This is a genomic window from Lysinibacillus sp. NPDC097162, from assembly GCF_044762185.1.
Taxonomy (GTDB): domain Bacteria; phylum Bacillota; class Bacilli; order Bacillales_A; family Planococcaceae; genus Lysinibacillus.
This window is the reverse complement of the sequence record NZ_JBIWDT010000004.1, coordinates 87,010-107,507: the sequence shown is the minus strand read 5'-3', so window position 1 is coordinate 107,507 and position 20,498 is coordinate 87,010. Positions and strand designations below refer to the sequence as shown.

Here is a 20,498-nt window from a genome sequence, read left to right as displayed (position 1 = left end):
ACGACATGATTATAGCAAATAGTTTTGACGTTGAGAACTTCATCTTGATGAAGAGAAACTCGACCTAACAAACAAAAAAAGCTACCTTATGAACATTGGTAGCTTATTTTCTGTAGTTTTCCCCTAATTATAATGATGTTTCTGCCCATTCTAAAGCTTCATTATATAAAAGATCAATACTTGCCATTTCAATATTAATTTGAGGTGCTAATTGCTCTAGACGTTCCCAATCTAGTTTACCTAGGGCAATACTAAACTCTAAATATGGTGTCATCTCGGTTTGTCCACCTAAAATCGTTTCCGTAATCGCTTCTGAAAAAGGTAATTGCTGCAAAATAGCATTCATCGGTCTTTGTAAGATCGTATCAATTAATGAAAACATCCCGACTAAAAAATACTCAGAAAAGTTTTGCTTATAGGATAGCTTTGCTAATTTTTCACAAACTTTTGCTCTGAACAATGATGTACGCATTAATTCTTGGAAAAGATCTGAATCCGTTTTACCATCAAATTCACGCAAAGCTAATAAATAGATCCACTTACGTAGATTTGCTAAACCAAGTAATAAAATAGCTTGCTTAATTGAACGCACTTTTGATTTTGAGCGTCTACTAGAATTATTAATCATTTTTAATAATTTATACGTTAACGATATATCGCGTTCAATATTTTCCGCTAACAGATGAACATTTGGCTCTTCTTCTTTTAACAGAGAAATTATATGGAAATATTGAATAGCATTTGCAGGTATATCCATTGCTCTAATGATTTGAGGCTGCTCAAAAAAATAGCCTTGGAATAACTCATATCCTGAATGCTTAGCTACTTTAAATTGTTTTTGTGTTTCCACTTTTTCAGCAAGCAATTTAATATGAGGGAAATTTTCTTTTACCATATTTTCAATTTCCATTCGTTCAAGCAAAGAGGAAAATAAAAAATCCACTTTTATATAATCAATATGAGGGAAAAGTTTTTCATATATTTGTACATCTTCGTTTAAAATAAAATCATCTAAAGCTATTGTAAATCCATGCGCCTTCAGCTCAATGACACGCTTAACTAATTTCGGTGTTAGTGGTACATCCTCTAAAATCTCAATTACTATTTGCGAAGGATTTAAAAATTCTTCGATCGAACTCATAAGCAAGTTTTCCGTAAAATTAACAAAACAAGGCTTCCCTTTCGTCACCTCGTCGATACCTATTGATAAAAATGAGTTCACTAACACATCCACAGTTGCAGCATCTGAATCGACATTAGGAAATGAATTTTCATTTTTATTTCGATACAACAATTCATACGCAACGACCTGTTCGTGAAGATTAAAGATTGGCTGTCTTCCGATAAATACTTCCATTTCGTTGCCTCCAATTCACCATTTTCTAGTAATTATTATAGCATCTTTCAGTACCTTACGCTTATTTTTTCAGCACTATATTATTTGTTTCTTACCCTCCAACTAACATATACCTATACAATTGGCTATTTATTACTTATGTAACTGGAGTAGTCATAAATAATACTTTTTTGATAAACATCCATTTTGCCACTCAACATAAAGTGTTTGTCATAAGCCTTTAATCGCATTATAAAATAAATTATAAGAAATCCATATACTGTTTAGAAAATAATTACATTAAGCAATAAAATGAAATGGTATTTTCTAAATTTGGAGTGGATGTTAGAAACTTCATTTGGAAGGCAGAGCGTAATTTGTGAGTAGCAATTCTAAATATATTTCAATAAAAAAGACTATAAACAAACTCGAAATTTTCAAGTTGTCTATAGTCTGAATACCTCAGAATCATTTCTGAAGCATCTATTTATTTCCCAAATTTAGATTTGAAAGCGCCAATAACCGCTGGTACTACTGAGATAAATATAATTAAAATAAGAACTACCGAGAAATTATCTTTAATAATTGGGATATTACCAAAGAAATAACCAAGTAATGTACAGCTGAATACCCATAAAACTGCACCTACTATGTTGTACAGTAAAAAGTAGCTATAATGCATCTTACTTGCCCCTGCAACAAATGGAATAAACGTACGAATGAATGGCATGAATCGAGCAATAACAATCGTTTTCCCACCATGCGTGTTGAAAAACTTCTCCGCAGCCTCCATACGTTCCTTTTTAACAATTCGGCCTAATAAGCTCTTAGGTGGAATCGAAGTACCAACTTTGTGACCGATATGATAATTCATTGTATCCCCTAAAATTGCTGCAGCCAAAAATACAGGAATTAGGATCCATAAATCAAAGGCTCCCATTGCTGCGGTTAATGTACCACTAGCAAACAGTAATGAATCACCCGGTAAAAATGGAAAAATGACAACACCTGTTTCGACAAACACAATTGCAAATAGAATGAGATAACTCCAATTACCAAAATCACGAATAATTTCTTCCAAATGCACATCAATATGCATTATAAAACTAATTAACTCTTGAATGAGTCCTATCATTGTTTTTGTATGCTCTCTTTCAATTTAATTTTTCCTAAAAGCTTGGACGTTGTTACGCACAAAAGGGTTCCAAATCAATACAACATAGTATACAAGTTACTACTCCCCTACTATATGACAAGCCCTTTTAAAGTATGTAGAAGTTTTGCACATGACTGATTTTATCACTACGCCTCTATGCACTCAACTTATTTAGTCATATTTAGTATAAGTGCCAGGCACTCAAACAATTCTGAATTCTTCCCATAATATAGTTTTAATAACTACGTAAAAATCCACGGAGACACTTGCGGGACCGCGTAGAACGTAAGACGCATTAATCCGCACGGTACGAGTGCCAGGCACCCATACAATTAACAATTTTCAAAATAAAAGCCCACCACTAACTTTCTGTGGTGGACATGAATTCTATTAAAAATCCTATACTGTTGTCGCTTTTAAAGAACGACGCAAAATTTTACCTGTTGTATTTTTCGGTAGCTCGTCCAAGATTTCGACAACTTTCGGAACTTTGTATTTCACCATATGTTTTGCACAGTACTCTAATATATCATCTGCTGTAGTAGCCGTTCCTTCTTTGAGCACAATATATGCATGAACTGCTTCACCGAAGTTAGGATCTGGATAGCCCACTACTGCCGCCTCTACGATATTGTCATGAGCAAACAACACTTCCTCGACTTCTCTCGGGTATACGTTATAGCCTCCAACAATAATCATATCCTTTTTCCGATCAACGATATAAAAATATCCTTCGTCATCTACTTTTGCAAGATCCCCTGTGTATAACCAACCATCACGGATGGCCATCGCAGTTTCCTCAGGCATTTTATAGTAGCCTTTCATTACGTTTGGCCCACGAACGACTAACTCGCCAACCTCACCAACAGGAACTTCTCTTCCATTGATATCAACGACTCTATTTTCGACGTTGTTAATAGATGTACCGATAGAGCCTGCTTTCCGTTCTCTGTCTAATGGATTGAAGCATGTTACAGGTGAAGCTTCTGATAAGCCATACCCCTCTGATACACGTACATTAAATTTCTGCTCGAAATTATGTAATAGTGCAACAGGTAAAGATGCGCCTCCTGAAATGGCTAAACGAATTGTCGAAAAATCTTCCGGCTTGCCTTCAGGTAATAAATGTAAAAAGTTATACATCGTTGGGACACCAGCAAATACCGTTGCCTGTTGCTCCTTCGCCAATGTGAAAATTTCACTCGGGCTAAAGCGCGGTGCAAGCAAAACGGTTGCGCCACTGATTAAAGGTGCGTTGACAACTACCGTTAATGCAAATACGTGGAAAACTGGTAATGTTGCAATAATGCGATCATCAGCTCTATACCCTAAATAGGTTGAGACGTCACGTGCATTTGAATAAACATTTCCGTGGGACAGCATGGCACCCTTTGGATTCCCTGTTGTTCCTGATGTATATAATATAATTGCCGTTTCATCATCTGCTACGTCCGCTGGTTCAAGTGATTCAGTTGCACGCGCAATGATCTTTGAAAATAAATGCGTTTTCGCTTTTGCCTCTTCCGATAAAGCAGCTACTTTTTCAGCTACATCTGCTGTTGTTTCACAAACTACAAATGTCTCAACTTCTGGAAACGCTTGTACACCTACTTCTACTAATGGAAGCAATGCATCGAGCGCAATAACCGCCTTGACATCTCCATTGCGTAAAATATAAGAAATCTCATCTGGCGTATAAATTGGATTTACAGGAATTGCTGTAGCTCCTAAACGCATCGTTGCATATAAAGCAATTAAATAATGTGGCGTATTGCCGAGTAAAAACGCCACATGGTCCCCTTTTTGTACCCCTAAATCTTGTAACCCCTGTGCAAAGCGACCAATTGTTTGTTCAAATTCCCCATACGTCGTATCTTTCCCCATAAAATGATACGCAATTTTTTCCGGTTGCTCTGCTGCTTGTTGACGAACACATGAAACTAAATTCAATTACACCATCCCCTTATCGTATAAAATGAATCGTTATTCAGTAATATTATATAAGAAATATATCTAAAAGACAATGAGTCTTTTTACTTCATGTCATTATTACCGTCAAAAAATTCATTTTTTTCTCTTTTGTACAGATTTTCAAGAACGGATATGTGAGATATATCGCCAACGGATTAAGTAAAAATAAATTACTTGAATAACAACAAAAAAACCAAATGCAAAGAAAACTTCTTTAACAATTGAAATATTAGCAATATCCTTTAAAATACCTTGAACCATAAAAAAGGCAAAGGCACTGTGCATCATAGCAACACTCCACGGCAAGAAAAATTGCGGGAATAGATGGCGATTGACCAGCTTTTTCAATTCTATATCTGTTAACCCCATTCGCTTTAAGACATCAAATTTCCGCTTCTCTCTTTCAAGTGAAGTATGCAGTTTAAAGTAAATGAAGCTACCAGCCGCTAGTAAAAATACAGTCGCTACTAAAACACCAACTAATGTAAATAATGAGTACGTAGCTAATATATAAGAATAATTTAATCCTGCATTTTCAAAGTAAAATGGGCTATGCTTGCCCTTCTTAATATTATTAAAATATTCAGTTGATGCCATTTCAACTATGTCCTTACCAATTTCTTTTGTCTCCATCCACTGCGGAATATCAAAAGTAAACAAATGATAGCTTGGTTGCACAACACCTTTACTTGTAATTGGCTTCACAAGTTTCACAAAGTCTTCATCACTTATAACAATCGAATTCACACTAACTATTGATCCTGGGAATACTATTTTAGGATATACACTATCTATCGTAATAGGTATAGAGTTTTCTTCTAAAACCGTTTGAACTTCTTTATTTTTAAGCTTTTTTAAAGACTCTTCCGAATATGGTATGAATACTGCCTCTCCAGATTCTAGATTAATCAATGGATAGTTAAAAGAGGATAACAAGACGTTCATATCTGATTCTCGGAATACCTCAACCTCATTATGTGTATATGAGGAAGTTTGCTTTACAACTACAAAGCGGGATAAATGATAGGATAATCCCTTCTCCTCTAATTGGATGCGTAGAGAATTAATGTGCGTAGCTTCATATGGGTTATCGCTATCTCCTTTATAAATAAGACCTAGTGGATTTAAACGATCGTATTGTGTCGTATAGGAGGACATCGTAGCCAATACTCCGACAGATAAAAATGCCATTGTCGATACCATCGTTACGACGAAAAACATTTTCACATTATCCCTCATAATGTGTGTTTGTTCAGCTAAAGATAAGAGGCGATAGCGCTGCCAATTAAATTTACGTTTTCCACGTGCAATTTGTAAAAAGAATGGAACTGAATCACTAAAAAAATAGTAAGTTCCAAAAGTTGCTGAGAACGGTATTAATAACGTAAGACCAATCATTGTCGTATGAGAAACGATAAATGCCAACACATAGGTTGCTAAAATTAAAGCAATGCCATATGTTGCACGAACCTTTGAATAGCTAGTCTCGCTATTTATATAATCATTTCCCTTGATCAGATCGCGAAGTTTTCTCTCACGAGTAAAATATACGCTTATGAAAGAAATAACGACAAAGGCACTAGTAAAAACACCGATTGTCAGTAAAAAAGGTTGCCAAGAAACATAGAGCGGTAAATCCTCTAAATGCAAAATTTCTCGAACAATCATGAAGAAAAACTTCGAAAATGAAAAGCCAAAAATAATGCCCACAATAATAGAGCCCGCACCGATAATCATTGTTTCTAAAAAGACAAGCTTGTTCATTTGACGTTTTTCCATTCCAAGATGCAATAAAATAGCAAACTCATGTGATCTCGCCTCTAAAAAAGCACTCATGGAATAATATAAAAAGAACAATGTAAAGAGGACAAGTACGATTTCTGCACCAATCATGCCGACTAACGATACTTCTCCTAAAATGCCACGTTCAATATCTGGATGAAACATCAGCATTGAATAGATAAAAAATACAGCTACGGAAAAAAAGCTCGCCATAAAAAAGGCCCCGTATATACGGCTGTTCCGTACGACATTACGGTAAGCGAATTGTCGAAAGGTCACCTACTTGCCCTCCTCCTAGTAAGCTCAATACATTTAAAATACGTTGGAAAAACATTTGACGTCGGTCATCTCGATAAATCTCATTGAAAAATTCCCCGTCCTTAATAAATAGCACACGATCACAATAACTAGCTGCAATCGGGTCATGGGTCACCATCACAATTGTCGTTTGTTTTTCCTTATTAATTTTTGTTAATAGTTCTAGTACATCACGCGAAGAATTAGAATCCAAATTCCCCGTCGGTTCATCTGCTAAAATAAGGCTTGGGTTATGAATCAATGCCCGTCCTATCGCTGTTCTCTGTGCTTGTCCACCTGAAATTTCATTTGGACGTTTTTGCAAAAAGGAAGCTAAATCAAGCTTTTCTATAATATCTGCAAGACGCTCTTCCATTACTTCTAATGGCTGCTGATCAAGCGTTAATGGCAACACGATATTTTCCTCGACAGTGAGCATATGCAATAAATTGAAATCCTGAAAAACAAAGCCCAGCTGTCTTCTTCTAAAATAAGCAAGTTCAGTAGCATTAAGCTTATGAGGGTTCATGCCATCTAAAATGATTTCTCCACTCGTTGGTTCGTCAATCGTAGAAATAATATTTAATAACGTAGTCTTACCACTTCCCGATGGTCCCATTACTGCTAAAAACTCACCTTCTTCAACCTCAAAGCTTAATTGATTGAGTGCACGATGTGTAACCTTTCCCTCGTATACTTTTGTAACATCTTTTATTTGTAAAATAGGCATGCCTTGTCCACCTTATTTCTCGATTAATTCCATAGATTCTGGTAATAGCCATTTTAATACCACCTCAAAGCCAATTTGAAACTGTGGCTCTAAAATGGCTGAAGGTAAGTTCTCTTCATCTTGAACTAGACTAAAGCAATGCTCCCCTACGACCATATCCCAACCATCTAATTCACCTTCTATTATTTCGCCACAAACTGAGTAGTGCCCACTATACATGACTTGCTCGCCTTCTACTGGAAAAGCATTGAGTAGGCATGGTTTATGTAAGTTTAGCCCAAGTGCATTGCAAAAATGCATTACCTCATCTTGAAGTAATAGGCTAGCCTGACGGAAATTTTCACAAAACAAACAGTCACAAGCTTCTAGCTGTGAGTCATACAGATTTTTCGTCTTTTCTAATTCAATATTTAATACCCAGTCATCAATACGCACTTCTCCCATTTTTGCTCCCCCTAATTTGTAAATGTCACGGTGACAATCGTACCTTTACCTACTTCAGATGTAATGTCCAATTGATGCCCTAGTTTTTCACAGATTTCCTTTGCTAAATATAAGCCCATACCTGTGGATTCCCCAGTTTTACGCCCATTCTCTCCCGTAAAAAAGGCTTTAGTCACACGTGAAAGGTCAGAAGCAGGAATACCAATTCCTTCATCACAAATTGCTAACTGAATATAATCATCTTTTTTAATGGCAGATATCACAATTTTTTTATTTTCTTCAAATGTATATTTCACTGCGTTTGTAACGAATTGCCCAATAATAAAGCGAAGCCATTTTGAATCACTCGCTACGATCATGTCATCCTCTATATGAATTTCTGGAAAAACTCTATTCGTTATAAATAAACGTTTATTTTCATTAACAGTTGCAGTGACAATCGCTTTTAACGGAATCTGCTCTACTTGCATATCCTCTTCAAAGTTTTCCAGTCGCGCATTGACAAGCACCATATCCAATCCTCTACGTAAGCGATCAATTTCCTCTTGAACATTCTTTTTATCGAGAGGACGCTCATCCTGTAATAGCATCTCGATGACTGAAATTGGGGTTTTCATTTGGTGTACCCATTGATTCATAAATTGATCGTGTCGCTTTTGACTAGCATATAACGAATGCAGCTCGTGCTGGTAAAGACGATATAGTTCATGCATATATTTTTCTACTTGCATCGCCTCTGGTGTCTTGGCATTTTTTTGTAGTACATCCTCCATTGATTTTGGAAGATGTAATAATTTGTTCAAATAACTTTGCCGCATTAAATAGCGAATAAGTAAAAATGAGCATAGCAATACCAAACTAATACTTACAGAGTAAATAGCAGTATCAACGTTACGAAAGCCGTCGAGCCAATACAACACCATAATAAAACCAACTAAAATTAGCTGGAAGATAAAAAATGTTGCATAATCTCGCAAAAATAATTTCCAACCCATTACAGTTCACCCGCACTTAATATAAAGCGATAACCTGCTCCGCGGACTGTCTCAATTGTTGACGAAATATTATAATCTGCTAGCTTTTTACGCACACGCGTCATATTAACATTCAACGTATTTTCATCGACAAATGCTTGGTCGTCCCATAGCTCTTCTAACAATTGCTCGCGCGTAACAACTTTTGGTGCCTGGCCCATTAACAGCTCTAAAATGATACATTCTTTTTTCTGCAATGGAATTTCTAAATCATTTTTGTGCAACTCCATACGCTCTAAATGCAATACAAGCTGCCCTTGCTTAATCGTTCGTTCTTCTTGCCTAGCCGCATACTCGCCATATGTACGACGCAAGTGACTACGGATTTTAGCCAAAACAATTTCATAATTGAATGGCTTTGTTATAAAATCGTCACCTCCATTTTCAAGCGCAAAAATTTGATCCATTTCCCCAGATCGTGCTGAAATGAAAATGATTGGACATGTTGTATGTTGACGTAACTGACGACACCAATAATAGCCGTCATACGCTGGTAAATTTATATCAAGCAATACCATATGTGGATTAAACGTTGTAAACTCTTCAATTAGATGGTCAAATTCTTGGATTGTTTCCACTTCGTATTGATATTTTCTAAGTGTTTCTGCAAGCAATGATGCAATCTTTACATCATCCTCGACAATAAATATTCGATGCTTCTCCATACCGACACTCCTTTCTATCGTATATTGTACCAAAAAAAGGCCACGCGCCATAATTGCGCGTGCCCTTTTCTATCATGAGTACGGAAGTAGCTTCGAATTTCCATTACTAAGGAGTTTAGCATGTTTCGACTCATAATGTTCCCAGTAGCATAACCATTCTATGGTCTAAATATAGGCTAAAAATATCTTTCTTATCGAAAGGCATTTGCCAACTACTTTTTTGTCTACTGTTAATATATTAATTGTAAAAACTCTTCTGTTGAGACACCACCAAAGTAAGTTGGTATTTCGATATCTGCTAGAGCCTTTGCAATCGCTACACGGTCATAGTTTGTCCCAACTAGACGTTGTTCTACATCAGCCATATCGCCTACACCGAAGAAATCACCGAAAATATGTGCTTCTTCAATAACACCATGCTTCACCTCTAAACGGATATCAATTCCACCTGAAGGGAAGCGATGTGTTTTTTGAATATTAAAGCGTGGCGATTTACCGTAATTCCATTCCCATGTTTGATAGCGTTCAGCGGATAATTTTTGAATATTCGTCCAATCTTCGTCAGTTAGCTCATAATAGCGAATATTTTCTTCACCACCGAAAATGGACTTTAAAATTTCTAGGCGGAATTCTTCTATAGTCATTTTATCCTTTAAAAATTCCGAAATATTTGCTACGCGTGAACGTATCGATTTAATGCCCTTTGATTCGATTTTATCTTTCTTTACCTTTAATGCAGATACAACAGCATCAATTTCTGTATCAAACATTAATGTCCCGTGACTAAACATACGGCCTTTAGTAGAAAACTGCGCGTTCCCAGAAACTTTACGTCCTTCTGCTAAAATATCGTTACGACCTGACAGCTCAGCGTTTACGCCCATTTTTGCAAGCGCATCTACAACAGGCTGAGTGAATTTTTTATAATTCATAAAACTATCGCCATCGTCGTTTGTAATAAAACTAAAGTTTAGGTTTCCAAGATCGTGATACACCGCACCACCACCAGAGAGACGGCGCACAACGATAATACCGTTATCCTCCACATAGTCTGTATTAATTTCTTCTATCGTATTTTGATTCTTCCCAATAATGATGGATGGCTGATTTATGTAAAATAACAGCACTGGCTCCTTCTCAACGTCCATTGTCTTTAATAAATACTCCTCAATGGCAAGGTTAATGCGTGGATCATGTATCCCTTTATTATCAACGAAAATCATAGTCGTTTCCTCCTTCACAAAATATCCATATTTTATTTTAACGCAAATTAGGCATTTTGTGTTGACGAAACGCATCTGTTATAATACACTAGAAAATAATAAAACAGTAATAGTACAGATGAACTTAAAGGAGGAGTCCACAATGTTAGAAAACGTAGTTGAATTTTTCAAGAACTTACCTGCAAAACAATGCACGGAATGCGGTGAAAAGATCGAAGAACAAAGCGAATGCTACAGCAACACTTGTGAAAAATGTAACTGCCTATAAGCATTTGCCTATTCTGTAAGTCATTTCGTGCCCCACACGAACTAATAATGACACCCCTCATCATACATTTATGGTGAACCATTAATTAAATCTCTTACACTTACACAAAACAGCAGCTGATACGCTCATATCAGCTGCTGTTTTACTTTGTAAATTGTTTGAGTGCCTGGCACTCTTCCCACTGAGAGCTGGTGCCAGGCACTCAAACAATTTCCATGCAATTTTATGAAGCACTAAGGGAAAATCCACGTAGACTCCTGCGGGAACAGCACGAGTTGTAAGACACAACAAGCCGCGCGACAGCGAGGGTTGCGGCTTACACTGTGCCCGCGAAAAGCATCAGCCGTAGTGAACATCCACGGCATAAAAAAAAGTGTTAGATTGACTGTAGTCAATCTAACACTTTTTTTGTCGTAGCCTCGCAAATTATTAATTAATTTTCTTCTGCTACTTTTGAGTAACGTCTTGTGTGTAATAACATGAAATAACCAAAAGTAATGGCTAAGAACACAATTAAGTATCCAAATAACACACCGTAGTTTTGCCATAAATAAGACATGTCGCCTGTTGAAATGCTTGCTTTAAACGCTTGAACAGTATAAGTCATTGGCAGTAATTTATTGAACACTTGTAATGGTGATGGAATAAGCTCAAGTGGGAATGTACCCGCGCTTGTTGTAAGTTGTAAAATTAGTACAACAATCGCTACGAAGCGACCTGGATCACCGAAAATAGATACTAACATTTGAATTAATGCTAAGAACACATAGCTTGTTATTAAAGCTGTTAGAACAAAGTAGCCTAAATTTTGCACTTCAAGACCTAAGCCCCATTTTACAATTGCTACTGTTAATAAAGCTTGAACAAGACCGACAAATGCAAGCACTGTCACTTTACTTGTAAACCATGTTGCACCATTTTTCGGACGAATAGCTGGTTCAACAAGTGGGAATACAATCGAGATCAATAGTGCCCCAACAAATAATCCAAGTGAAATAAAGTAAGGTGCGAAACCTGTACCATAGTTCGGAACATGGTTAACTGATTCTTTTTCTACTTCTACCGGATTACCTACCATATCATACGTGTCATCGTTCGCATGTACTTCGTTCGCTTTTTCACTAGCTTCACCTAACTTGCTAGATAATGTAGCAGTACCATCTGCAAGTTCAGTCGAACCATCTGCAAGTGTTGCAGAGCCGTCTGCTAACTCACCAGATTTTGAAGCAAGTGTTGATGTGCCCTCGTTCAATGTTGTTGTACCACTTGCTAAGTCATTTAATCCTGAAGCTAATGTTTGTGAACCAGTAACAGCTGTGTTAACGCCCGCATGTAATTCACCAAGTTTATCAGCTAATGTGGCATTACCAGCTTGTAGGCTTTGTGCACCTTTAACTAATTCATTACTTTTTGCTGATAAGGCATTTGCACCAGCTAAAACATCTTTTTGACCAGCTGCAATTTGTGTTGCACCACCGCTTACTTGGTTGGCACCAGCTTGTAATTTTTCAGCACCCGCTGATAATGAATTTAAACCATTATGCACACTAGCACTTCCTGCTTGTAGCTCTGCTAACGTTTGTTTTAACGCTGCTGCTTGCTCTTCTGGCATTGATGCAATTGCATTTTGTAACTGTTCAGTTAATGCTTTAATACCCGCTTCCACTTGTGCAGAACCATTCGATAATTGATTTGCTGAACTGTTTAATGTACCAGCATTTTCAGCCACTGATGCAGCACCAGAAGCTATTTGCTGTTGTTTTTCATTTAATGTTGTAAGACCAGCTTCTACCTTAGCTACACCTTGTGTGTATTGAGATAGACCTTGTTCAAGATTTGTCGCCCCTGCAGCTGCCTGCTGTGCACCTTGTTGTAACTGAACTGTACCATTTTCTAATTTCACTAGCCCTGTTGACAGTTCGTTAGCCCCAGATGCTGCTTGCCCTGCACCTTTTGTAATTTTATCTGTACCATCAGAAAGTTCAATCGTGCTAGAAGCTAACTGCTCCAAATACCCTTTTAAATCTTTTGCTCCATTTGCTACTTTTTGAGCTCCTTCATCTAGCTTAACTGAACCGTCAGCAGCTTCTGTAAAGCCATCTCCAAGCGTTGCAATTGAATCAAATAATTTTTCTGCATATGTAGCAGAAACTTGTGAATTTACTTCTGCGCGTATGCGATCCATTGCTGTTTCACCAATTTGCGCTCCTAGGAAGTTCAAGCCTTCATTTGGGATATAGTTCATCACTAACTTCGAAGGTTTGTCATCAAGTAAAGTCGTAGCATGTTCTGAGAAATTTGCTGGTATTTCTAAGATCATGTAATAGTCTCTACTATTTAAACCTTTTTCTGCTTCTTCTTTTGACACTTCAATAAAGTCAAATTGCTTACTATCGACGAGTTTATCGACCAAGGTATCGCCTAAGTCTAACTTCACTTCATCCATTTTTGCTCCATTATCTTCATTGACAACCGCTACAGGCAAATTAGACATACCTGCATATGGATCCCAAAACGCCCATAAAAACATGCCTGCATACATGACAGGGATAAATAGGACGGCAATTATGGAAACAAGCATTTTTCTTGTTTTTAGGATTTTCAGCCATTCAGCTTTAATCATATTTTTCTCTCACTCCTATACTAATTGACCGTAATCGTCAATTGGTCATTTTTCTGTAAAAAAATCACAAACTTCACAGTGCGTAAAATTTGTAGATTCTTCTCTAAAGAACTAGTCCTCGAAAGATTGTTTCCTTGAAAAGATTTAGTATCTTTTCTTCTGGAATCATGTCGCCATGAAGCTCATGCCAATCTACGACGAACGCTAAATACGCTTTTAACAACAGATAGCTTACTAACTCTGTATCACAATCTCGAATCTCACCTTTATCAATACGTCTTTGAATTAACGTTGCAACGTACGATAATATTTCAGATTCTATGCGAATTAATACTTGTTTTACTGCTGGCGTACGTAATTCTTTTTCTTCCTCTATTAACTTCGCAAATAAAAGATGCTTTTCACGGAACTGTAGCATTTTCATTAAAGCATTATGTGCATTATCCATGAAGCTAGCTGATGCATCCAACACTGCATCCGCTTCCGCTTTCATCTCTCGTACAAGTGACATCGCAATCTCTTGAAATAAAATTTCCTTATTTGCAAAGAATGTATAAATCGTTCCTTTACCGACATTAGCAATTTTCGCCACTTGTTCCATCGTCGTTGCCTTATAGCCAAACAATGTAAATGATTTTGCAGCTGCTTCAAGAATTTCCTGCCTACGATCCATATGTGACATCCTTTCCTGTTAAGTTATGTACATCCTTTGTACACAGAAATTAAAATGACCAGAAAACCATTTCGGTCATCTGGTCATTATAATATTCCTATTTTAAAAATAATGCAAGCATTTATTGAATATTTTTTTCTTTTTATTAATGCTCTGTATCCTCTGATGAATCTTTACCATGGTCCGACATGTTCATATTAGCTTTTTCATCTTCTTCGATTACTTGTGTCATATCAGGTGTTCCAGCCGTAATTTGCTGCTTCGGCATATTATGAATACCATTTGCTGTAGTATGGGCAAACATAAAGTATACACCGTCATGATCAAATGTAGTTTGTGCTTTATAGACGCCATCTTTTTCTAATTTACCTTCAAGCATTTGTCCCTCATCGCGTTTACCTGATTCCCACACTTCAAATTCAACTATTGCATCATCGATATTTTTTTCACCTTGAATAACATGTGCACCAAGTTCGATAGGCGTATTTACCTCAACTTCTTTTGGCGTTAAAATTTCCACTTCTAACATTTGAGGCTCTTCCAATGTAGTAGATGTTGCAGGTTTTTCCTTTTCCCCACAACCTACTAATAATGCGGGTACAGCTATCAATGTAAATAACCACTTCTTCATGTTCTATTCCTCCATTAATGGCATCGAAATTTTTACCTTTGTGCCTTTGTCTATTTCACTTTCTATTTCAATCTTGCCTTGTAACTGTTTTAATAATTGTTCAACAATGGATAGACCTAGGCCACTCCCACCATCTACTCGACTGCGCGCTTTATTAACACGATAAAACCGCTCTGTAACATGTGATAAATCTTCCTGCGGTATACCGATGCCTTCATCCTCAATAGTAATGAGCGCGTTACCGTTATCTTCAATTGCTACAATGTCAACCTTCGACTGCTCATAGGAGTAATTGATAGCATTTTCAATAATATTGATAAAAATTTGCTTTAGTTTCACTTCATCCGCTTTAACAATTAATTCATCATCTACATTCAGATGCAATGTAATATTCTTTTTCTGTGCTTGATGCGTTAAAATTTTCTGTACTTCACGTAATGTCTCTGCAAGTGGTATCGGATAGAGAGCGATGTCCTTTTGTTCATTTTCCATGCGAGCGAGTTGAAGAAGCTCATTTGTTAAACGCTCCATACGATTTGCTTCACGCACGATTAATTGAATTGCTTCCTCTTGTTGCTCTTCTGCGATAATTCCGTTTTGCATTGCTTCACTATAGCCTTTCACATAGCTAATAGGTGTACGCAATTCATGAGATACAGTTGCTAAAAAGGTCTTTTGGGCCTCATCTTCTCGTTGAATTGCCTCTGCCATGTCGTTAAACGTGCTTGATAGTTTCCCTATCTCGTCACTCGATTTAACAGGTACACGTGTTTCATATTGTCCATAAGACATCTGCTCTACAGCAGTTTGTAAGTCACTTAATGGACGCATAATATGTTGAATACCTTTATATACAAAAAAACTAGTAACAATCAAAAAGACAAATGCACTCAAAAATAAAAAAATGACTTCTTGACTTGCCAACTCACTAATTTTTGCTAAGGGGAAGTAAATATAAATTATTCCCTCTAGCCTATTTTGATCTACTAAAGGTAGTACTACTGAAATAAGCTGCCGATCGAATCGAGGTTCATAGCCAATTTTTTGTACATATTTACCTTCCAGCAATTGTTGCCGTTCTTCAGCCCCTATCAATGTTTCATAATCTATATCAAAGGGGACACAGGCACTAAGTTCACGAGGGTTTCGAACAGCAAAAATATTTAAATTGGAATAATCATTATAATGTTCAATATTAGCAATAAATTCGTCTGTAACTTTACCACTCGTATACATTGTTTGTAGCTTTGTACCGATTTCAATCATATTGCTTTCCGTATCTTCCACGTAAAGCTGTTCATATAAAAAATCTGTCAGTACATACATAAAAACTACTGTTATAATCAAAAATGCGAAAATGAGTAGCCAAATACGTGTTGAAATCTTTTTCATTCTCCTGGATCAAAGCGGTAGCCTACTCCCCAGACGGTTTGTATATAGCCTGACGCTTCCTTTCCAAGCTTCAATCGCAAAGTTTTAATATGAGTATCAACCGTTCTTGTTCCACCTAAATAGTCAATATCCCAAATGCGCTCTAGTAACTGCTCACGTGAATATGCATTGCCTGGATTTTTCATAAATAAGTGCAATAATTCAAATTCCTTTAAAGTTAATGGAATAACCTTCCCTTCAACTGAAACTTTACGTGCAATTTCATCTAATTTAATTGGCCCAAAGACAACATTTTTTTGCTCAAAATCTGCTATACTAGCGCCACTTCTTCTCAATACAGCATGCATTCGTGCCACTAGTTCATCATTTGTAAACGGTTTGACGATATAATCATCGCCACCGAGTGTTAGACCTTTTACTTTATCCTCATTAGCATCTCGTGCCGTTAAGAATATTACAGGCACATTAGACATCGCTCGAATACTTTGACAAACCGCAAAACCATCTTCATGTGGCATCATTACATCTAATAAAACTAAGTCGATTTGTTCACGAACAATAATATCGTATGCCTCAGTTCCACATGCAGCCGTAAAGGTCTCGAAATTGGAGTTATTGAGCATCATCTCGATTAAATTACGCATATCTTGCTCATCATCTACAATTAATACCGTTGTCACTTTTCTTCCTCCCTTACTAACAGCTGAAATGCACCTTTGCCAACATCAACTGTTTTTTGTACTTGACCATCTTTTATAAAATATAAAGTATGGTCGTCATAACCAGCCACAACAATATAGTCTTTAAACTGATTCACAACAAATGGATTTGCTCCTACTTCTTTTTCCCATAAAACATTTCCTTTAAAGTCGACAACATATAATTCATTATGTCCATGGCTAACAACTAACACTTTATCCTTCGTCTTTGTTAAACCTACTGGCATTAAAGGCATTTCTATACTGCCACGCACAACACCCGTTCCAAGATCAAATCGCTTGACTGAACTATTCGGCTTGCTTCCTTCACCATGTCCGCCGACCCAAAGCTCATTTGTCTCCTCAATGATTACAATGCCATGCGATGATTTTCCTATTGGCCACTCTTGCTCTATTGTTAAATCCTTAATGGATAACACCGATAGTTTCGTATCTTTATAATTGACTACATAGAGCTTATCCTTGTAAGTAGCCATCGACATCGGATAGTTACCAAGTCGCTGTGAGGCCAATTCATTTCCTTCCACATCAAAGCTTGTCACTGTGTTCATCTTACTATTCGTAATAAAAAATTGTTTAATTTTTGGATCATAATACACATTCGTCGTGCCTAGCTCTACTTTTTTTGAATAAAGCTTTTTACCAGTTGAAAGTGTAAAGACAACTATTTCATCTAATTGATGTCCATATAATAATATTCGGTCATTATCTAATAATATTGCTCCTGTATATGCTTTATCGAATGACCATGTTGCAATCACGTTCCCCAGCTCATCAATAAAATCGAGCGAAGGCTCTTGTATATTGAGCGATGCAATAAAACTCTGATTACGGTCAATTGGCTCAAACGATTTCTCGGTACACCCCGCCACCAACATAACTTGTATAAAAGAAAAAATGAAGAATGCCCATTTTTTCATAATCATCACCTCTGCCCTTTAACTATACTTTACATTTGTGAAATCTGCGTGAAACTTGAAAGGTAAATTTATGACAAATTACCAAGTGATAACAGTGTGTTTGCACAATAAGAAAGGGCAATCTGCCTCGCAAAAAAACTGACTCTACATATACTACAAAGATTATTGAAAGGAGGAATCACAATATGGTAACGATAAGTTTATGTATGATTGTGAAAAATGAAGAAGATGTTATCGCCAGATGCCTTGACTCAGTAAGAGATTTAGTCGATGAGATAAATATAGTGGACACTGGCTCCACTGACAAGACAAAGGAAATTGTTAAACCGTTTACTGATCGTATTTTCGATTTTGAGTGGATTCATCATTTTGCTGATGCGCGTAATTTTTCCTTCCAACAAGCAACATGTGACTACATCCTTTGGCTAGATGCAGATGATGTGTTAATGGCGGAAGATCAAGAAAAGTTTAAAGCTTTAAAGCAATCTTTAACTCCCGATATTGATGCTGTCTCAATGAATTATCATTTAAGCTTTGATAACGAAGGGAATGCCAATTCTCTTTTAAGAAGAAACCGACTAGTTAGAAGGGAGAAGCAATTTCGATGGATAGGAGCGGTACATGAATATTTAGAGGTTAGTGGTAATCTTTTTGAAAGTGATGTGGCCGTTAGCCATTTACCACTTCATCACGATCATCAGCGCAATATTACTATTTATAAGAAACTCCTTCAATCAGGAGAACCTCTCACACCACGCGACACGTTTTATTATGCCAATGAATTACTGGATCATAATGAAATCGAGGATGCGGTATTCTACTATGAGCTTTTTTTAACAACTAAACTAGGCTGGGTAGAAGATAATATTAACGCCTGTTTTAAGCTAGCTGATTGCTATTCGAAATTAAATGATAATGAAAATAACGTAAGTTCTATTTTAAGAAGCTTCGAATACGACACCCCACGCCCTGAAGCATGCTGCAGGCTTGGCCATCATTTTATGGAACAAGCAAAAAATCATGAGGCCATCTTTTGGTATGAACAAGCACTTGCAATGAAATCTAAACCAAACGCCCCTTTCCAAAATAAAACCTTTACTACTTGGTTGCCCCATTTACAACTTTGCGTCCTCTATGACCGTTTACAACAATATGAATTAGCCAATACCCATAATGAATTAGCCCGTGTCTACTTACCTAATGATCCAAAAATCTTACACAATCAAAACTACTTTGATCATATGTTTAAAAAATCCAAGGATAAACCTTGAATTACCTAATTTAATAATGATTTAGACTCTTGTAAAAGCATTTCCCTTCTTCTCTCAATCCTATCGCCCTCCCCCTACGGTAATTTAACTAATTATAATCACTATATGTTTTACAAATTATCATATAAACATTAAAAGTAGTTAACCGTCCACCTCCTCTATCATTTTTATGAATAGGATACTTGAGAGAGGAGGTGAATAAATGAACTTCGAAGATTATTTTTTAAATAATGTTTGCAGTAAATGTAGAACATTCCCTTGTGGTTGTAGAAGAATACCCGAACATCATAGCTGTGTTTGGCCAGTAAAACCTACAGGTTGTACAGGCGCAACAGGGCCGACGGGGGCTACTGGTAACACCGGGCCAACGGGTCCTACTGGCGTAACCGGTGATCCTGGTGCTACTGGGCCTACGGGCAGCACTGGCGCGACGGGGGATCTTGGACCAACTGGGCCGACTGGTAGCACTGGCACGACGGGGTTACTCGGACCTACGGGACCTACTGGCGCGACTGGACTTCTCGGACCTACGGGACCTACTGGTGCCACTGGCTTACTTGGGCCAACAGGACCTACTGGAGCAACAGGACTTCTCGGACCTACGGGACCTACTGGTGCCACTGGCTTACTTGGGCCAACAGGACCTACTGGAGCAACAGGACTTCTCGGACCTACGGGACCTACTGGTGCCACTGGCATACTTGGGCCAACAGGACCTACTGGCGCGACTGGACTTCTCGGACCTACGGGACCTACTGGCACTACTGGTGAACTTGGACCTACTGGGCCTACTGGCGCGACTGGACTTCTCGGACCGACAGGACCTACTGGTGCCACTGGTTTACTCGGACCTACAGGACCTACCGGCGCGACTGGTGAACTCGGACCTACTGGCGCTACAGGCTTACTCGGACCTACGGGACCTACTGGTGCCACTGGCTTACTTGGACCGACAGGACCTACCGGCGCTACCGGTGAACTCGGACCTACGGGGCCTACTGGCGCCACTGGTTTACTTGGGCCAACAGGACCTACTGGAGCAACAGGACTTCTCGGACCTACGGGACCTACTGGTGCCACTGGTTTACTTGGGCCAACAGGACCTACCGGCGCGACTGGTTTACTCGGACCTACGGGACCTACTGGCACTACCGGTGAACTTGGACCTACTGGGCCTACTGGCGCGACTGGTTTACTCGGACCTACAGGACCTACTGGTGCCACTGGCTTACTCGGACCTACGGGACCTACTGGCGCTACAGGACTTCTCGGACCTACGGGACCTACTGGTGCCACTGGCTTACTTGGACCGACAGGACCTACCGGCGCTACCGGTGAACTCGGACCTACGGGGCCTACTGGC

18 protein-coding genes are annotated in these 20,498 nt (G+C 38.0%); 3 read left to right on the top strand and 15 right to left on the bottom strand.

Going from position 1 to position 20,498, the window contains the following annotated elements; genetic code table 11:
• Positions 1–127 precede the first annotated feature (127 nt).
• The 9 genes from ACIQXW_RS17250 to lplA all read right to left on the bottom strand — a co-directional run bounded on the left by ACIQXW_RS17250 (position 128) and on the right by lplA (position 10,638).
• Positions 128–1,357 carry an EAL and HDOD domain-containing protein gene (locus ACIQXW_RS17250; protein ID WP_402764139.1) on the bottom strand — a complete coding sequence of 410 codons (1,230 nt, stop codon included), beginning with the start codon at positions 1,355–1,357 and terminating at the stop codon, positions 128–130.
• A 466-nt stretch (positions 1,358–1,823) separates the two neighbouring features.
• Positions 1,824–2,468, bottom strand: a complete 645-nt coding sequence (locus ACIQXW_RS17245; RefSeq protein ID WP_401014574.1) for a VTT domain-containing protein — start codon at positions 2,466–2,468, stop codon at positions 1,824–1,826.
• 423 nt (positions 2,469–2,891) lie between these two features.
• Positions 2,892–4,442, bottom strand: coding sequence for a fatty acid--CoA ligase family protein (locus tag ACIQXW_RS17240; RefSeq protein ID WP_402764136.1), 1,551 nt, complete (start codon positions 4,440–4,442; stop codon positions 2,892–2,894).
• A gap of 141 nt (positions 4,443–4,583) precedes the next feature.
• On the bottom strand, positions 4,584–6,524 hold the full coding sequence (locus ACIQXW_RS17235) for an FtsX-like permease family protein (RefSeq protein WP_402764133.1): 1,941 nt from the start codon (positions 6,522–6,524) through the stop codon (positions 4,584–4,586).
• Positions 6,496–7,272, bottom strand: a complete 777-nt coding sequence (locus ACIQXW_RS17230) for an ABC transporter ATP-binding protein (protein WP_340822484.1) — start codon at positions 7,270–7,272, stop codon at positions 6,496–6,498. Before ACIQXW_RS17230 ends, ACIQXW_RS17235 begins: the two co-directional genes overlap by 29 nt.
• 12 nt (positions 7,273–7,284) lie before the next feature.
• On the bottom strand, positions 7,285–7,716 hold the full coding sequence (locus tag ACIQXW_RS17225) for a hypothetical protein (RefSeq protein ID WP_401020043.1): 432 nt from the start codon (positions 7,714–7,716) through the stop codon (positions 7,285–7,287).
• 11 nt (positions 7,717–7,727) lie between these two features.
• Positions 7,728–8,711, bottom strand: a complete 984-nt coding sequence (locus tag ACIQXW_RS17220; RefSeq protein WP_340822482.1) for a sensor histidine kinase — start codon at positions 8,709–8,711, stop codon at positions 7,728–7,730.
• A complete protein-coding gene (locus tag ACIQXW_RS17215) occupies positions 8,711–9,415 on the bottom strand; it encodes a response regulator transcription factor (protein ID WP_340822481.1) in 705 nt (234 codons plus the stop codon). Before ACIQXW_RS17215 ends, ACIQXW_RS17220 begins: the two co-directional genes overlap by 1 nt.
• Positions 9,416–9,645: 230 nt before the next feature.
• Entirely contained in the window at positions 9,646–10,638 is a 993-nt protein-coding gene (gene lplA, locus ACIQXW_RS17210) for a lipoate--protein ligase (RefSeq protein WP_402764128.1), read from the bottom strand.
• 142 nt (positions 10,639–10,780) lie between these two features.
• On the opposite strand from lplA, the gene yhfH reads away from it, so the two are divergent.
• Entirely contained in the window at positions 10,781–10,906 is a 126-nt protein-coding gene (gene yhfH, locus ACIQXW_RS17205) for a protein YhfH (RefSeq protein ID WP_069514604.1), read from the top strand.
• Between the two features lie 433 nt (positions 10,907–11,339).
• On the opposite strand, the gene ACIQXW_RS17200 is transcribed toward yhfH, so the two are convergent.
• The 6 genes from ACIQXW_RS17200 to ACIQXW_RS17175 all read right to left on the bottom strand — a co-directional run bounded on the left by ACIQXW_RS17200 (position 11,340) and on the right by ACIQXW_RS17175 (position 17,864).
• On the bottom strand, positions 11,340–13,529 hold the full coding sequence (locus ACIQXW_RS17200) for a YhgE/Pip family protein (RefSeq protein ID WP_401020053.1): 2,190 nt from the start codon (positions 13,527–13,529) through the stop codon (positions 11,340–11,342).
• Positions 13,530–13,632: 103 nt separating this feature from the next.
• The gene (locus ACIQXW_RS17195; protein WP_340822474.1) at positions 13,633–14,202 is read right to left on the bottom strand and encodes a TetR/AcrR family transcriptional regulator; all 570 of its coding nucleotides are present in this window, start codon (positions 14,200–14,202) and stop codon (positions 13,633–13,635) included.
• A 145-nt stretch (positions 14,203–14,347) separates the two neighbouring features.
• On the bottom strand, positions 14,348–14,833 hold the full coding sequence (locus ACIQXW_RS17190) for a FixH family protein (RefSeq protein ID WP_340822473.1): 486 nt from the start codon (positions 14,831–14,833) through the stop codon (positions 14,348–14,350).
• A gap of 3 nt (positions 14,834–14,836) precedes the next feature.
• Positions 14,837–16,225: a sensor histidine kinase gene (locus ACIQXW_RS17185; protein WP_401020057.1), complete on the bottom strand. Its 1,389-nt coding sequence runs from the start codon at positions 16,223–16,225 to the stop codon at positions 14,837–14,839.
• Complete coding sequence (locus ACIQXW_RS17180; protein WP_340822471.1) at positions 16,222–16,905, bottom strand: response regulator transcription factor; 684 nt, start codon at positions 16,903–16,905, stop codon at positions 16,222–16,224. Before ACIQXW_RS17180 ends, ACIQXW_RS17185 begins: the two co-directional genes overlap by 4 nt.
• Positions 16,902–17,864 carry a YncE family protein gene (locus tag ACIQXW_RS17175; protein WP_402764122.1) on the bottom strand — a complete coding sequence of 321 codons (963 nt, stop codon included), beginning with the start codon at positions 17,862–17,864 and terminating at the stop codon, positions 16,902–16,904. The genes ACIQXW_RS17180 and ACIQXW_RS17175 overlap by 4 nt, the downstream gene beginning before the upstream one ends.
• A gap of 185 nt (positions 17,865–18,049) precedes the next feature.
• Here ACIQXW_RS17175 and ACIQXW_RS17170 point away from each other — a divergent pair, with 185 nt between their 5' ends.
• Both ACIQXW_RS17170 and ACIQXW_RS17165 read left to right on the top strand, forming a co-directional pair.
• The gene (locus ACIQXW_RS17170; RefSeq protein WP_402764120.1) at positions 18,050–19,135 is read left to right on the top strand and encodes a glycosyltransferase; all 1,086 of its coding nucleotides are present in this window, start codon (positions 18,050–18,052) and stop codon (positions 19,133–19,135) included.
• 202 nt (positions 19,136–19,337) lie between these two features.
• Positions 19,338–20,498 (top strand): collagen-like domain-containing protein (locus tag ACIQXW_RS17165; RefSeq protein WP_483869808.1); only part of this gene is annotated, 1,161 nt, incomplete at its 3' end.

Bases quoted from the DNA above. Each gene is read 5' to 3' on its own strand.
- ACIQXW_RS17250 (WP_402764139.1), bottom strand. From the start codon at position 1,357: ATGGAAGTATTTATCGGAAGACAGCCAATCTTTAATCTTCACGAACAG.
- ACIQXW_RS17230 (WP_340822484.1), bottom strand. From the start codon at position 7,272: ATGCCTATTTTACAAATAAAAGATGTTACAAAAGTATACGAGGGAAAG.
- ACIQXW_RS17225 (WP_401020043.1), bottom strand. From the start codon at position 7,716: ATGGGAGAAGTGCGTATTGATGACTGGGTATTAAATATTGAATTAGAA.
- ACIQXW_RS17220 (WP_340822482.1), bottom strand. From the start codon at position 8,711: ATGGGTTGGAAATTATTTTTGCGAGATTATGCAACATTTTTTATCTTC.
- ACIQXW_RS17215 (WP_340822481.1), bottom strand. From the start codon at position 9,415: ATGGAGAAGCATCGAATATTTATTGTCGAGGATGATGTAAAGATTGCA.
- lplA (WP_402764128.1), bottom strand. From the start codon at position 10,638: ATGATTTTCGTTGATAATAAAGGGATACATGATCCACGCATTAACCTT.
- yhfH (WP_069514604.1), top strand. From the start codon at position 10,781: ATGTTAGAAAACGTAGTTGAATTTTTCAAGAACTTACCTGCAAAACAA.
- ACIQXW_RS17200 (WP_401020053.1), bottom strand. From the start codon at position 13,529: ATGATTAAAGCTGAATGGCTGAAAATCCTAAAAACAAGAAAAATGCTT.
- ACIQXW_RS17195 (WP_340822474.1), bottom strand. From the start codon at position 14,202: ATGGATCGTAGGCAGGAAATTCTTGAAGCAGCTGCAAAATCATTTACA.
- ACIQXW_RS17190 (WP_340822473.1), bottom strand. From the start codon at position 14,833: ATGAAGAAGTGGTTATTTACATTGATAGCTGTACCCGCATTATTAGTA.
- ACIQXW_RS17185 (WP_401020057.1), bottom strand. From the start codon at position 16,225: ATGAAAAAGATTTCAACACGTATTTGGCTACTCATTTTCGCATTTTTG.
- ACIQXW_RS17175 (WP_402764122.1), bottom strand. From the start codon at position 17,864: ATGAAAAAATGGGCATTCTTCATTTTTTCTTTTATACAAGTTATGTTG.
- ACIQXW_RS17170 (WP_402764120.1), top strand. From the start codon at position 18,050: ATGGTAACGATAAGTTTATGTATGATTGTGAAAAATGAAGAAGATGTT.